Genomic DNA, 12,216 nt, shown 5'->3' with positions numbered 1-12,216 from the left:
GCCCGTGGGCGTAGGCGGGCAGGTCGACGCCCTCGCGTCGCAGCGCCTCATACTCGTCGATCGTCTGCTGGTACAGGCCCAGTGCATTCGTGGCCATCAGCGAGTCCATGCGCAGCCGCGTCTTCTCCCAGTTCGTGCGCTCGGGATGCGTCTGCAGCTCGAGCAGCGCGTCGTACGCGCGTCGCAGCTCGGCGTTGGGGTCGTCCGGGTTCTCCGGATAGGCCATGCCCCAGCCAATCGCGCGGGCGATGCGGTCGCCCTCGATGCGGTCGCGCTGGTAGTCGGCGAAGACCGCCGGCCACCGGGCCCTCAGCTCGTCCGCGCGGTACGCCGCGCCGAGGTCGGCCAGGGTGACGGCCTGCAGCCGGTACGCGACGTCGTCGCGGGGATCGGCCGCCAGCAGGTGCTCGTAGATCGCCAGCGCCTCGACCCAGCGCTGGTCCTTGCGGGCGGCCTCCGCGCGCGCCAGCAGCTGGTCGCGGGCGGCGCGGCCGGTCACGGGCGGCAGGTCGGATGCGGCGGCTGCGACCGCCGCGACTGGGGATGGCAGCGACTGTGCGAACCCCGGCGTCCATACGAGGGGCAACAGCAGCGCCAATGCTTTTTTTCTGAATGGGCGCACGTGTCGTTCCGAGAGCTAGCCGAATCGCGGCTGAACGCGGATGAGTCTTGGCAGGTGCGCGTGAAGGCAGTGTCGGCCGAATCGTGAAACGCGTCACAAACAGCGGCCGTGTCAGGCGAGGGCTCCGACGGGCGGCGAGGCGAGGCGTGCCCGAGAGGCCCCTGTCGCGCGGCACGGCTGCCGATCAGGTCGCGTCGGGGTCCGCCAGCTCGTTGAGATGCTCGACGCGCTGCTTGGCCGTGTCGGCGATCTCCGAGTCCCAGGGCGACGGGCCGCGAACGATCACGTTCGGGATGACCGCCGCCGACGACTGCCGCCACACCGCGTTGAGCGATTCGCGATCCGGATGCGAGAGGATCAGCGCCGACAGCATGCAGTCGTTGACCTGCGCGCGACCGATCATGATCGCGAGGTACTGCGCGAGCAGCGACATCTGCTCCTTGAGGAACGCCACCTCGGCCTCGAGGGCTTCCAGGCGGTCGTCGTCCTGCGGGTCGTTCTCCGTCGTCATGGGCGGAGCCTCGCAGGCCGGGCTTGTCGACCGGGTGAAACCGTCGGCGCCGCAAAACGACGAAAGCCGGCACGGGGCCGGCTTTCGCGTGGACCTTTGGTCGGGGAGACAGGATTCGAACCTGCGACTTCTACGTCCCGAACGTAGCGCTCTACCAGGCTGAGCTACACCCCGACGGGAGAGCCGCAAAGTCTATCGACCGGCGGGCGCTTCGACAAGGGGGCGTGAAAAGTCGAAGGGCTCCGGGCGCCCGGCCGGTAAACTGTGACGTCCGATCCGCCCTCCCGGGGAACCCGCTTGATCAAGCCACGCACGCCGGCCGGAGTGCTCGAGCTCCTGCCGCCCGACCAGATCGCGTTCCAGCGCATGCTCGACGTCATCCGTCGCAACTTCGAGCGCTTCGGTTTCCTGCCGGTCGAAACGCCGGTGATGGAGCTCTCCGACGTGCTGCTGACGAAATCGGGCGGCGAGACGGAGCGGCAGGTCTACTTCGTGCAATCGACCGGCGCGCTGGAAAAGGCAGGCGACGGCCTGCCGGAAATGGCGCTGCGCTTCGACCTGACCGTGCCGCTCGCGCGCTACGTCGCCGAACACGAGCACGACCTCGCGTTCCCGTTCCGCCGCTACCAGATGCAGCGCGTCTACCGCGGCGAACGCCAGCAGCGCGGCCGCTTCCGCGAGTTCTACCAGTGCGACATCGACGTGATCGGCAAGGACAGCCTGAGCGTGCGCTTCGACGCCGAGCTGCCGGCCGCGATCCACGCCGTGTTTGCCGAACTCGACATCGGCGCGTTCACCATCCAACTGAACAACCGGAAGCTCATGCGCGGCTTCTTCCAGCAGCAGGGCGTCGCCGATTCGTCGCTCCAGGCGCTGGTGCTGCGCGAGGTCGACAAGCTCGACAAGCGCGGCGCCGACTACGTGCGCGAAACGCTGACGGGCGAGGGCTTTGGACTCGCCGCGGATGCGGTCGATCGGATCCTGCGCTTCGTCGAGATCCGCTCGACCTCGCATGCGGACGCGATCGCCACGCTCGACCGCCTCGCCTCCGAGGGCGACGTGAACGAATCGCTCGCGACCGGCGTGGCGGAGCTGCGCGAGGTGCTCGAGCTCGTGCGCGCGATGGGCGTGCCGGAGTCGGCCTACGCCCTCAATCTCTCGATCGCGCGCGGCCTGGACTACTACACCGGCACCGTCTACGAGACGACGCTGAACGAGTATCCGCAGATCGGCTCGATCTGCTCGGGCGGCCGCTACGAGAACCTCGCGAGCCACTACACGAAGTCGAAACTGCCCGGCGTCGGTATTTCGATCGGCCTGACGCGGCTGTTCTGGCAGCTGCGCGAGGCGGGGCTGCTCGGTCCCGCGGAAAGCACGGTGCAGGTGCTGGTCACGCAGATGGACGCCGCGCACCTGCCGCATTGCCTCGCCGTGGCAGGCGAGCTGCGCCACGCGGGCTTCAACACGGAAGTGGTCATGGAGGCGTCGAAGATCGCCAAGCAGTTCCGTTACGCCGACCGCGCGGGCATCCGCTTCGTGGTGGTGCTGGGCGATGACGAGATCGCCGCCAATACGGTGACGGTGAAGGACCTGCGGCGCGAGGACCAGTTCCAGGTGGCGCGCGCGGATCTCGCGTCGACGTTGCGGGTCGAGCTCGCGCAGCCGGCCGTGCGCGCATGAAGCCGGTGCATCTGGACGGGCGCTCGCTGACCCGGGCGCAGGTACTCGCGGTCGCGTACGGCGCGGCGGTGGAGCTCGACGAGGCGCAACTGCCCGCGGTGGCGCGCGCGGCGGATTTCCTCGCCGAGCAGGTCAGCCGTGAGGAGCCCATCTACGGCGTTTCCACCGGTTTCGGGAGCAACGCCGACCGCCTGCTGGGGTCGTACCGGCTGCGCAGTGGCGCCGGCGGCGATGCGAACAATCCGCACGAGTCGCTGCACGCGGAACTCCAGCGCAACCTGATCGTGACGCACGCGGTCTGCGTGGGCGAGCCCTTCGCACCCGACGTCGTGCGCGCCATGCTCTGCATCCGCATCAACACGCTGATGCGCGGGCATTCCGGTATCCGCGTCGAGACGCTGCGTGCACTCACCGCGATGCTCAACGCGGGCGTCGTGCCGGTGGTGCCGCAACTCGGCTCCGTCGGTGCGAGCGGCGATCTCGCGCCGTTGTCGCACCTGGCCATCGTGCTGCTCGGCGGGGGCGAAGCCTTCCTCGGCGGCGAGCGGCTGCCGGGTGCGGAAGCCCTCCGCCGCGCCGGCCTCGCGCCGGTGACGCTGTCGTACAAGGAAGGCCTCGCGCTCAACAACGGCACCGCGCAGATGCTTGCCACGGGCGTGCTGGCGCTGGCGAAGCTCGAGGAGCTCGTCGACACGGCCGACCTTGCGGCGGCAATGACCATCGATGCCTTCGCTGGCCGGCTGGGCGCTTTCAAGCCGGAAGTGCACGCGCTGCGCCCGCACCCGGGGCAGGTGCACGTCGCCGCCCACCTGCGGCAGTTGCTGGCCGGATCCACGCTCGCCGACATCCCGTACCACCTCGTCCCGCGCTTCCGTCCCTGGCTGCCGGACTGTTGGGCGACGGACGAGGCGCGTGAACTACGCTTCGACATCGGCTGGGACTGGGTGCCGCTCTCGCAGCGCCACGGCCGCGAGAAGTTCTACCAGCGCTTCCGCCCGTTCCGCGGCGGCAAGAAGCACCAGCCGCAGGACAGCTACTCGCTGCGTTGCGTGCCGCAGGTGCACGGCGCGGTCCGCGACGCGCTCGCGCAGGCCGCGCGCGTGCTCGACATCGAGCTGAATTCGCTCACCGACAACCCGATCGTGTTCCCGGACGCCGATGCCGAGCACGTCGAGGAGCAGGTCGTCTCCGCCGGCCACTTCCACGGCATGCCGCTCGCGCTGGCGATGAGCTACGTCAAGGCTTCGATCCCGGTACTGGCGAGCATCTCCGAGCGTCGCCTCAACAAGCTCGTCGATCCCGCCACCAACGACGGCCTTCCGGGCTTCCTGATCGGCAACGAGGACGCGACCGAATCGGGCTTCATGATCGTGCAGTACACGGCGGCGGCGATCGTCAACGACCTCGCCAGCCGCGCGATGCCGGCATCGGTCTACTCGATCCCGACCAGCGCGAACGCCGAGGACCACGTCTCGATGGGCGCCAACGAGGCGCGCCACGTGCTTGCGATGGCCGAAGACCTCGGCAAGGTGCTGGGCCTGGAGCTCTACACCGCGGCGCAGGCGCTGGACCTGCGCCGCGACATGATCAACGCCGCGCGTGCGCTGGCGCGACAGCGACCGGCGGAGGAGCTGGCGGCGAAGATCGCCTGCGCGCCGGGCCTCGATGCGCCCGCCCGCGAGACGTTCCTCGCCGAGGTCGAGGGCCTGCGCGACGAGCTCGCCGCGGCGGACGAGTTCCGGCCCGGTGACGCGGTCCGGGCCGCGCACGCGGTGATCCGCGAGGCCATCCCGTTCATGGGCTTCGACCGCGCGATGGATGGCGACGTGACGGCAGCGGTCGCGCTGGCGCGGGACGGCCGCGTGCTCGCCGCCGCACGCCAGGCGGTGCAGGGCGACCGCTCCGTTCGATGACGGCGGCTTCCAAGGCATGACCCGAGCGGGCCGGATCGAATCCGGCCCGTTCTCGTTCAGGCGCACGGTTGACCGCGTCCGCCCCGGCCGCTAATGTATTAACACGCTAATACATTGCGACGACCGATGAAGCGCCGACCTCCGCTCGACGACGCCGAAAAGCAGCTCTCCCTCGAACTCCTCGCCGCCGCGTTCGCATCCCTGCGCGACCCCGACGACGTGCTCGCCTTCCTCGAGGATCTCTGCACGCCGGCGGAGCTCGAGGCGATGGCCGACCGCTGGCGCGTCGTGCCCTATCTGCGCGACCGGGTGCCGTACCGCGAGATCCACGAGGAAACCAAGGTGAGCGTCACCACCATCGGCCGCGTCGCGCGAACCCTCGAACAGGGCACCGGCGGTTACCGCCTCGCCATCAAGCGTGCCGCGCGCACGTCCCGGAAAGTGAATCCATGAGCCCCACCGTCGAACCGCGCGATCGCCTTCGTATCGCCATCCAGAAGTCCGGCCGCCTGGCCGATCCCGCGCGTGCGCTGCTGGCGTCCTGCGGGCTGAGCTGGCGCGAGAGCCGCGACCGCCTGTTCTGCTACGGCGAGGCGCTGCCGATCGACCTGCTGCTGGTGCGCGACGACGACATCCCCGGCCTGATCGCCGACGGCGTCTGCGACCTCGGCGTCGTCGGACGCAACGTGCTGACCGAGCAGGACCTCGACCGCCGCCGGAAGGGCGATGCGCCGGCGTTCCGCGAGTTGCGCCCGCTCGGCTTCGGCGGCTGCCGCCTCGCGCTCGCCGTGCCGGACGAGTGGCAGTGGAGCGGTCCCGCGCAGCTCGCCGGGCGTCGCATCGCGACCAGCTATCCGGCGCTGCTGCAGGACTGGCTCGAGCGCGAGGGCGTGCAGGCCGACGTGGTCACGCTGTCGGGCTCCGTCGAGATCGCGCCGCGACTCGGCCAGGCCGATCTCGTCTGCGACCTCGTGTCGAGCGGTGCGACCCTGGCGGCCAACCAGCTCAAGCCGGTCGCGACGCTGCTGGAGAGCGAAGCGGTGCTCGCAGGGCCGGTCGCGGAATTCGAGGGCGAGCGCGCCGCGCTAGCGGAGATGCTGCTGCGGCGACTCGATGGCGCGCTCCGCACGCGTCACAGCAAGCTGTTGCTGTTCCAGGCCGAGCGACAGGCGATCGCGCGCCTGCTGCCGCTGCTACCGGACGCGGAAGCGCCGACCGTGCTGCAGGTGGACGGCGCCGATCGCCTCGCGCTGCAGGCGCTCTGCCACGGCCACCTTACCTGGCAGCGGCTCGAGGACCTCAAGCGCGCAGGGGCGCAGGGCCTGATGGTGCTGCCGGTCGAGAGCATGCTGGCATGAGGCGCGTTCGCTGGTCCGACCTCGACGCCGCCGCGCGCGAGGCGCTTCTGCGCCGGCCCGCGCAGGTCGTCGCGGCGGATGTCACGGCCTCCGTTGCCGGGCTGATCGCGGAAGTCCGGCGCGACGGCGACGACGCCTTGCGCGCGTTGACCCGCCGCTTCGACGGCGCCGAACCGGACGTGTTCGAGGTTGCGCCGGAAGCATTCGAGGCAGCCGAAAGTGAGCTGTCGAGCGCGCTCACGCGCGCGATCGACGACGCAGCCGCGCGCATTCGAGCTTTCCACGCCGCCGGCATGACGACGCCCTATGCCCTGGACACCGCGCCCGGCGTGCGCTGCGAACGCATCCTGCGGCCGATCCGACGCGTCGGGCTGTACGTGCCGGCCGGCTCCGCGCCGCTGCCGTCGACCGCGCTGATGCTCGGCGTGCCCGCCGCGCTCGCGGGCTGCCCCGAGCTCGTGCTCTGCACGCCGCCGCGCCGCGACGGCAGCGTCGACCCCGCAGTGCTCTACGCCGCGGCACGCTGCGGCATCCGTCGTGTCTTCGCGCTCGGCGGCGTGCAGGCCATCGCCGCGATGGCCTTCGGCACCGACAGCGTGCCGAAGTGCGACAAGCTGTTCGGCCCCGGCAACGGCTTCGTCACAGAAGCGAAGCGCCAGGTGTCGATGCTCGACGGCGGCGCGGCGATCGACATGCCCGCCGGCCCGTCGGAAGTGCTGGTGATCGCCGATCGCGGCGCGAACGCGGCGTTCGTCGCCGCGGACCTGCTCTCGCAGGCCGAGCACGGCCCGGATTCGCAGGTGCTGCTCGTCGGCGATGACGCGGCGGTGCTCGACGCGGTCGCCGCGGAGATCGAGCAGCAGCTGTCGGCGTTGCCGCGCGCGGACGTCGCGCGCGCTGCGCTCGCGCAGTCACGCGTCGTCGAAGTGGAGTCGATCGACGCCGCCTTCGACGTGAGCAACGCCTACGCGCCCGAGCACCTGATCCTCGCGTTGCGCGAACCGCGCCGCTGGCTCGACCGCGTCGAAAGCGCCGGCTCGATCTTCCTGGGCGACTGGGCGCCGGAAGCGCTCGGCGACTACTGCAGCGGCACCAACCACGTGCTGCCCACCGGCGGCGCCGCGCGCTTCACCGGCGGCCTCAGCGTGGCGAGCTTCCAGACCGCGATCACCGTGCAGCAGGTCGATGCGACCGGTCTCGCGGCGATCGGCCCGTGCGCCGTCGAGCTCGCCTCGGCCGAAGGCCTGGACGCGCACCGCAACGCGGTCGCGCTGCGGCTCGAGGCGCTCGCATGAGCGGCGTGCTCGATCTCGTGCGCGCCGACCTGCGCGACTTCGCGGGCTATCGGTCGGCGCGCACCGAGCGCGTGCAGGGCGACGTCTGGCTCAACGCCAACGAGTCCGCCCGCGCGAATGCCGGTGACGCGGAGGGCGCCTACCGTCGCTATCCGGACCCGCAGCCCGAACCGCTGCGCGAGCGGCTGGCCGCGCTCTATGGCGTGCGTGCCGCGCGGGTGCTCGCCGGCCGCGGCAGCGACGAGGGCATCGACCTGCTGGTGCGCGCACTGTGCGTGCCGGGTCACGGCGCGATCGTCATCACGCCGCCGACCTTCGGCATGTACGCGGTCTGCGCGCGCCTGCACGGTGCACGCGTAGTCGAGGCGCCGCTGGTGGAGCGCGGGGAAGGCTTCCAGTGCGACTTCACCGCGGTCGCAAGGAAGGCGGAGGCCGAGAACGCGCGCCTGGTATTCCTCTGTTCGCCCGGCAATCCCACCGGCGCGTCGCTCCCGCTCGAGTCGATCGCAGCACTGGCCTGCCGGCTGGAGCGCCAGTCGGTCGTGGTCGTGGACGAGGCCTACCAGGAGTTCGCCTCCACGCCTTCCGCGCTCACACTGCTCGACCGGCACCCCAATCTCGTCGTGCTTCGAACGCTGTCGAAGGCGCATGCGCTGGCCGGCGTCCGGCTTGGCGTCGCCATCGGCAACGAAGCGCTGATCGAAGTACTCCGCCGGTGCCAGGCGCCGTATCCGCTGCCGGCGCCGTGCATCGACGCAGTCATGCGTGCGACGGACGCAGCCGTGCTGGAGGCCACCCGCGGCGGCGTGGCGGCGACGATCGCCGAGCGCACGCGGCTCGCCGTCGCGCTCGCCGACGCACCCGGGGTGCGACGCGTGTATCCGTCCGATGCGAATTTCCTTCTGGTGCGCTTCGACGATGCCGACGCCGCCTTCGCGACGCTGCTGGCGGCGGGCGTGGTGGTGCGCGACATGCGTGCCCAAGCCGCGCTCGGCGATGCACTGAGGATCACCGTCGGCACCGCGGCGCAGAACGACCGCGTGCTGAGCGCACTCACGGGAGTCGCCGCATGAGCCGCCCGATCCTGTTCGTCGACCGCGACGGCACGCTCATCGAGGAGCCGGCCGATTTCCAGATCGACAGTTTCGCGAAGCTGCGCTTCGTCGAGGGCGTGATCCCCGCGATGCTCAAGCTGCGCGATGCCGGCTACGAGTTCGTGATCGTCTCCAACCAGGACGGCCTCGGCACCGACGCGTATCCGCGCGACACGTTCCAGGGGCCGCACGATCTGATGATGCACGTCTTCGAAAGCCAGGGCATCGGCTTCCGCGACGTGCTCATCGACGAAAGCTTTCCGCACGAGAACGCGCCGACGCGCAAGCCGCAGCTCGGGCTGATGACGCCCTACCTGAAGGATCGTTCGATCGACTGGTCGCGCTCGGCGATGGTCGGCGACCGCCCGACCGACGTGCAGTTCGCCGACAACCTCGGCATCCGCGCGTTCCAGCTGCGCACGCCGCAGTTCGGGGGCGAGTGGGACTGGACCGGCATCGCGCATGCACTGGCCGATGCACCGCGCACGGCACGCGTCGAGCGCCGCACCAACGAGACGACCATCACCGTCGAGGTCGACCTCGACCGCGCCGCAACGCCGCTCATCCGCACGGGGCTTGGTTTCTACGACCACATGCTGGAGCAGATCGGCAAGCACGGCGGCTTCGCGCTCTCGCTCGACTGCGTCGGCGACCTGCACATCGACGAGCACCACACCGTCGAGGACTCGGCGCTGGCGCTCGGGCAGGCGCTGCGCGAGGCACTCGGCGACAAGCGCGGGATCGGCCGCTACGGTTCCGACGGTCCCGCACCCGGCGTGACGTTTACGCTGCCGATGGACGAGGCGATCGCGAGCGCGGCGCTCGACTTTTCGGGCCGTCCGTACTTCGTGTTCGACGGCGACTTCCGCCGCGAGCGTGTGGGTGACCTTCCCACCGAACTCGTGCCGCACGTGTTCCGCTCGCTCTGCGAAACCGCGGGCCTCAACCTGCACCTCACCGTGCGCGGCGAGAACGACCACCACAAGGTCGAGGCCTGCTTCAAGGCGGTCGCGCGCGCGCTCCGGCAGGCCATCGCGCGTGAAGGCCGCGAGCTGCCGTCGACCAAGGGCGTGCTCTGATGGACGTGGTGCTGATCGACGCCGGCGGCGCGAACATCGGCTCGGTGCGCTACGCGTTCGAGCGGCTGGGCGCGACGGTGCGCTTCAGCGCCGATGCGAGCGAGATCGCGTCGGCCGACCGCGTCGTGCTGCCCGGCGTGGGCGCCGCGGCCGCGGGCATGGCACGCCTGCGCGAACTCGGCCTCGTCGACTGCGTGCGCGCACTGCGTCAGCCGCTGCTCGGCGTCTGCCTCGGCATGCAGCTGCTGTTCGAGTCGTCGGAGGAGGGCGCCGTGGAAACGCTCGGGCTGCTGCCCGGACGGGTGCGCAAGCTAACGCCGTCGCCGGCCTTACGCGTGCCGCACATGGGCTGGAACTCGCTCGAAACCCTGCGCGACGACGCGCTGCTCGCCGGTATCGACAGCGGCGCCAGCGCGTACTTCGTCCACAGCTATGCGGCGCCCGTCACCGACGACACGCTCGCTGCGTGCACGCACGGCGCGGGCTTCGCGGCGGTCGTGCGTCGCGGCAACCGCATGGGTGCGCAGTTCCATCCCGAGCGTTCCGCGGCGGTGGGCGCGCGTCTGCTCGAGAACTTCCTGAAGGTACCGGCATGAGCGAGTTCACCCTTTATCCCGCGATCGACGTGCGCGAAGGCCGGGTCGTGCGCCTGAAGCAGGGCGACTATGCGCAGGAAACGCGCTATGCCGACGACCCGCTGGCGGCCGCGTCGCGTTACGCCGGCGACGGCGCGCGCTGGCTGCACCTCGTGGATCTCGACGCCGCGCGCGACGGCGGCTACTCGATCGCAATGTTGCTGCGCGGCATCAAGGCGGAGACCGCGCTCCGCGTACAGACCGGCGGCGGCGTGCGCAGCGAGGACGACCTGCTGCGCCTGTTCGACGTGGGCGCGGATCGCGTGGTCGTCGGCTCGCTCGCGGTGCGAGAGCCGTCGACAGTCGCAGGCTGGATCGAGAAATACGGTAGCGACCGCATCACCGTCGCGCTGGATACGCGCGAGGTCGAGGGCGAGTGGCGCCTGCCGACCGCCGGCTGGACGCGCAACGAAGGCACGTCGCTGCCGTTCCTGCTCTCGCTCTACCTCGGCACCGGCCTGCGCCACCTGCTGTGCACCGACATCGGGCGCGACGGCATGCTCGGCGGCCCCAACATCGCGCTCTATCGCGAGGTCCTCGCGCATTCGCCGCGCGTGGCGTTGCAAGCGTCGGGCGGGGTGAGCAGCCTCGCCGACATCGACGCCGCGCGCGAGGCTGGATGCGCCGGTGTCGTGCTGGGCAAGGCCCTGCTGGAAGGCCGCTTCACCTTCGCCGAGGCGCTGGCCCGCGTGGAGGCCGCCGCGTGCTGAGCCGTCGCATCATCCCGTGCCTGGACGTCCGCGACGGCCGCGTGGTCAAGGGCGTGCGCTTCCGCGATCACGTCGACATGGGCGACATCGTCGAGCTCGCGCTGCGTTATCGCGACGAGGGCGCCGACGAACTCGTGTTCTACGACATCACCGCGAGCCCGGAGGGACGCAGCGTCGACCGTGGCTGGGTCGAACGCGTCGCGCGGCTCATCGACATCCCGTTCTGCGTGGCCGGCGGCATCCGCACGGTGGAGGATGCGCGCACGATCCTGCATGCCGGTGCCGACAAGATCTCCGTCAACACGCCGGCACTCGACCGCCCGGCGCTCATCGACGAGCTCGCTGATGCCTTCGGCGTGCAGTGCGTGGTCGTCGGCATCGACAGCCTGCGCGACGAGGACGGTGAATGGCGCGTGCGCCAGTACACGGGCGACCCGGCCCGCACGCGGGCGCTGGCGCGGCGAACGCTGGACTGGATCGCGGAGGCGCAGGACCGCGGCGCCGGCGAGATCGTGCTCAACTGCATGGGCAGCGACGGCGTGCGCGCGGGCTATGACCTCGAACAACTCGCGGCCGCCCGGGCCCTCTGCGCCGTGCCGCTCGTTGCATCAGGCGGTGCGGGCGAAGCCGCGCACTTCGTCGACGTCTTCGCGAAGGCCGACGTCGACGGCGCATTGGCCGCGAGCGTCTTCCATTCGGGAGAGGTGCGCATCCCCGCACTCAAGCAGCAACTGCGCGAAGCCGGCATCGAGGTTCGCCGTGACTGATCCGATCGTGTTCGATGCGGCGGCCATCGACTGGGCCAAGCAGGACGGCCTGCTCGCCGCCGTGGTGCAGGACGCCGACACGCTGCGCGTGCTGATGCTGGGCTACATGGACGCCGATGCGCTCGCGCACACGCTGGCCACCCGCCAGGCGACGTTCTACAGCCGCTCGCGGCAGCGCCGCTGGACCAAGGGCGAGACCAGCGGCAACGTGCTCGACGTCGTCGATCTGCGGCTCGACTGCGACGGCGATACCGTGCTGGTGCTCGCGCGGCCGCGCGGGCCGACCTGCCACCTCGAGCGCGAGAGCTGCTTCCCGGATGCGCCGGGCGACTTCCTGGCCGGCCTCGATGCGCTCGTCGCGCGTCGCGAGGCGGAGCGGCCCGCCGGCAGCTACACGACGAAGCTGTTCGATGCCGGCGTGCGCCGCATCGCGCAGAAGGTGGGCGAGGAGGGCGTCGAGACCGCGCTGGCGGCGGTCGCGCAGGACGAGCCGGCGCTGCTCGGCGAGGCCGCGGATCTGCTCTACCACCTCGTGGTGCTGCTGCGCGCGCG

General features: G+C 70.8%; 12 protein-coding genes, 1 tRNA gene and 1 pseudogene. 11 read left to right on the top strand and 3 right to left on the bottom strand.

The annotated features are described in order from the left end of the window. The 3 genes and pseudogenes from E4F61_RS13350 to E4F61_RS13340 form a co-directional block, all read right to left on the bottom strand. A pseudogene (locus tag E4F61_RS13350) lies at positions 1-499 on the bottom strand (HmsH protein); the annotation flags it as partial. Between the two features lie 307 nt (positions 500-806). Continuing rightward, positions 807-1,133 (bottom strand): hypothetical protein, encoded by a 327-nt coding sequence (locus tag E4F61_RS13345; protein WP_133479015.1) that lies wholly within the window; start codon positions 1,131-1,133, stop codon positions 807-809. 97 nt (positions 1,134-1,230) lie between these two features. Next, positions 1,231-1,307: transfer RNA gene (locus E4F61_RS13340), tRNA-Pro, on the bottom strand. A gap of 123 nt (positions 1,308-1,430) precedes the next feature. On the opposite strand from E4F61_RS13340, the gene hisS reads away from it, so the two are divergent. The 11 genes from hisS to hisIE all read left to right on the top strand — a co-directional run. Then, entirely contained in the window at positions 1,431-2,813 is a 1,383-nt protein-coding gene (gene hisS / locus E4F61_RS13335; protein WP_133480118.1) for a histidine--tRNA ligase, read from the top strand. Beyond that, positions 2,810-4,726, top strand: a complete 1,917-nt coding sequence (locus tag E4F61_RS13330) for an HAL/PAL/TAL family ammonia-lyase (protein WP_133480117.1) — start codon at positions 2,810-2,812, stop codon at positions 4,724-4,726. The genes hisS and E4F61_RS13330 overlap by 4 nt, the downstream gene beginning before the upstream one ends. A gap of 126 nt (positions 4,727-4,852) precedes the next feature. Beyond that, entirely contained in the window at positions 4,853-5,179 is a 327-nt protein-coding gene (locus E4F61_RS13325) for a YerC/YecD family TrpR-related protein (RefSeq protein WP_133480116.1), read from the top strand. Next, complete coding sequence (hisG, locus tag E4F61_RS13320) at positions 5,176-6,084, top strand: ATP phosphoribosyltransferase (protein ID WP_133480115.1); 909 nt, start codon at positions 5,176-5,178, stop codon at positions 6,082-6,084. The genes E4F61_RS13325 and hisG overlap by 4 nt, the downstream gene beginning before the upstream one ends. Then, positions 6,081-7,379, top strand: coding sequence for a histidinol dehydrogenase (gene hisD, locus E4F61_RS13315; RefSeq protein ID WP_133480114.1), 1,299 nt, complete (start codon positions 6,081-6,083; stop codon positions 7,377-7,379). The genes hisG and hisD overlap by 4 nt, the downstream gene beginning before the upstream one ends. After that, entirely contained in the window at positions 7,376-8,452 is a 1,077-nt protein-coding gene (gene hisC / locus E4F61_RS13310; protein WP_133480113.1) for a histidinol-phosphate transaminase, read from the top strand. The genes hisD and hisC overlap by 4 nt, the downstream gene beginning before the upstream one ends. Continuing rightward, a complete protein-coding gene (hisB, locus tag E4F61_RS13305) occupies positions 8,449-9,552 on the top strand; it encodes a bifunctional histidinol-phosphatase/imidazoleglycerol-phosphate dehydratase HisB (RefSeq protein WP_133480112.1) in 1,104 nt (367 codons plus the stop codon). Before hisC ends, hisB begins: the two co-directional genes overlap by 4 nt. After that, positions 9,549-10,148, top strand: a complete 600-nt coding sequence (hisH, locus tag E4F61_RS13300; protein ID WP_133480111.1) for an imidazole glycerol phosphate synthase subunit HisH — start codon at positions 9,549-9,551, stop codon at positions 10,146-10,148. The genes hisB and hisH overlap by 4 nt, the downstream gene beginning before the upstream one ends. Continuing rightward, on the top strand, positions 10,145-10,897 hold the full coding sequence (gene hisA / locus E4F61_RS13295) for a 1-(5-phosphoribosyl)-5-[(5-phosphoribosylamino)methylideneamino]imidazole-4-carboxamide isomerase (RefSeq protein ID WP_133480110.1): 753 nt from the start codon (positions 10,145-10,147) through the stop codon (positions 10,895-10,897). Before hisH ends, hisA begins: the two co-directional genes overlap by 4 nt. Then, a complete protein-coding gene (gene hisF, locus E4F61_RS13290; RefSeq protein WP_133478545.1) occupies positions 10,891-11,664 on the top strand; it encodes an imidazole glycerol phosphate synthase subunit HisF in 774 nt (257 codons plus the stop codon). Before hisA ends, hisF begins: the two co-directional genes overlap by 7 nt. After that, a partial coding sequence (gene hisIE, locus E4F61_RS13285; protein ID WP_133480109.1) for a bifunctional phosphoribosyl-AMP cyclohydrolase/phosphoribosyl-ATP diphosphatase HisIE occupies positions 11,657-12,216 on the top strand: 560 nt, incomplete at its 3' end. The genes hisF and hisIE, both read left to right, overlap by 8 nt.

It is taken from the genome of Cognatilysobacter segetis (genome assembly GCF_004359965.1).
Taxonomy (GTDB): Bacteria; Pseudomonadota; Gammaproteobacteria; order Xanthomonadales; family Xanthomonadaceae; genus Cognatilysobacter; species Cognatilysobacter segetis.
The sequence above is the reverse complement of the archived record's forward strand: the minus strand, read 5'-3'. Positions and strand labels throughout refer to the sequence as shown.

What these genes read in the sequence shown, in the direction of transcription:
- hisC (WP_133480113.1), top strand. Translation starts at nt 7,376, where the DNA reads ATGAGCGGCGTGCTCGATCTCGTGCGCGCCGACCTGCGCGACTTCGCG.
- E4F61_RS13330 (WP_133480117.1), top strand. Translation starts at nt 2,810, where the DNA reads ATGAAGCCGGTGCATCTGGACGGGCGCTCGCTGACCCGGGCGCAGGTA.
- hisG (WP_133480115.1), top strand. Translation starts at nt 5,176, where the DNA reads ATGAGCCCCACCGTCGAACCGCGCGATCGCCTTCGTATCGCCATCCAG.
- E4F61_RS13345 (WP_133479015.1), bottom strand. Translation starts at nt 1,133, where the DNA reads ATGACGACGGAGAACGACCCGCAGGACGACGACCGCCTGGAAGCCCTC.
- hisD (WP_133480114.1), top strand. Translation starts at nt 6,081, where the DNA reads ATGAGGCGCGTTCGCTGGTCCGACCTCGACGCCGCCGCGCGCGAGGCG.
- hisA (WP_133480110.1), top strand. Translation starts at nt 10,145, where the DNA reads ATGAGCGAGTTCACCCTTTATCCCGCGATCGACGTGCGCGAAGGCCGG.
- E4F61_RS13325 (WP_133480116.1), top strand. Translation starts at nt 4,853, where the DNA reads ATGAAGCGCCGACCTCCGCTCGACGACGCCGAAAAGCAGCTCTCCCTC.
- hisB (WP_133480112.1), top strand. Translation starts at nt 8,449, where the DNA reads ATGAGCCGCCCGATCCTGTTCGTCGACCGCGACGGCACGCTCATCGAG.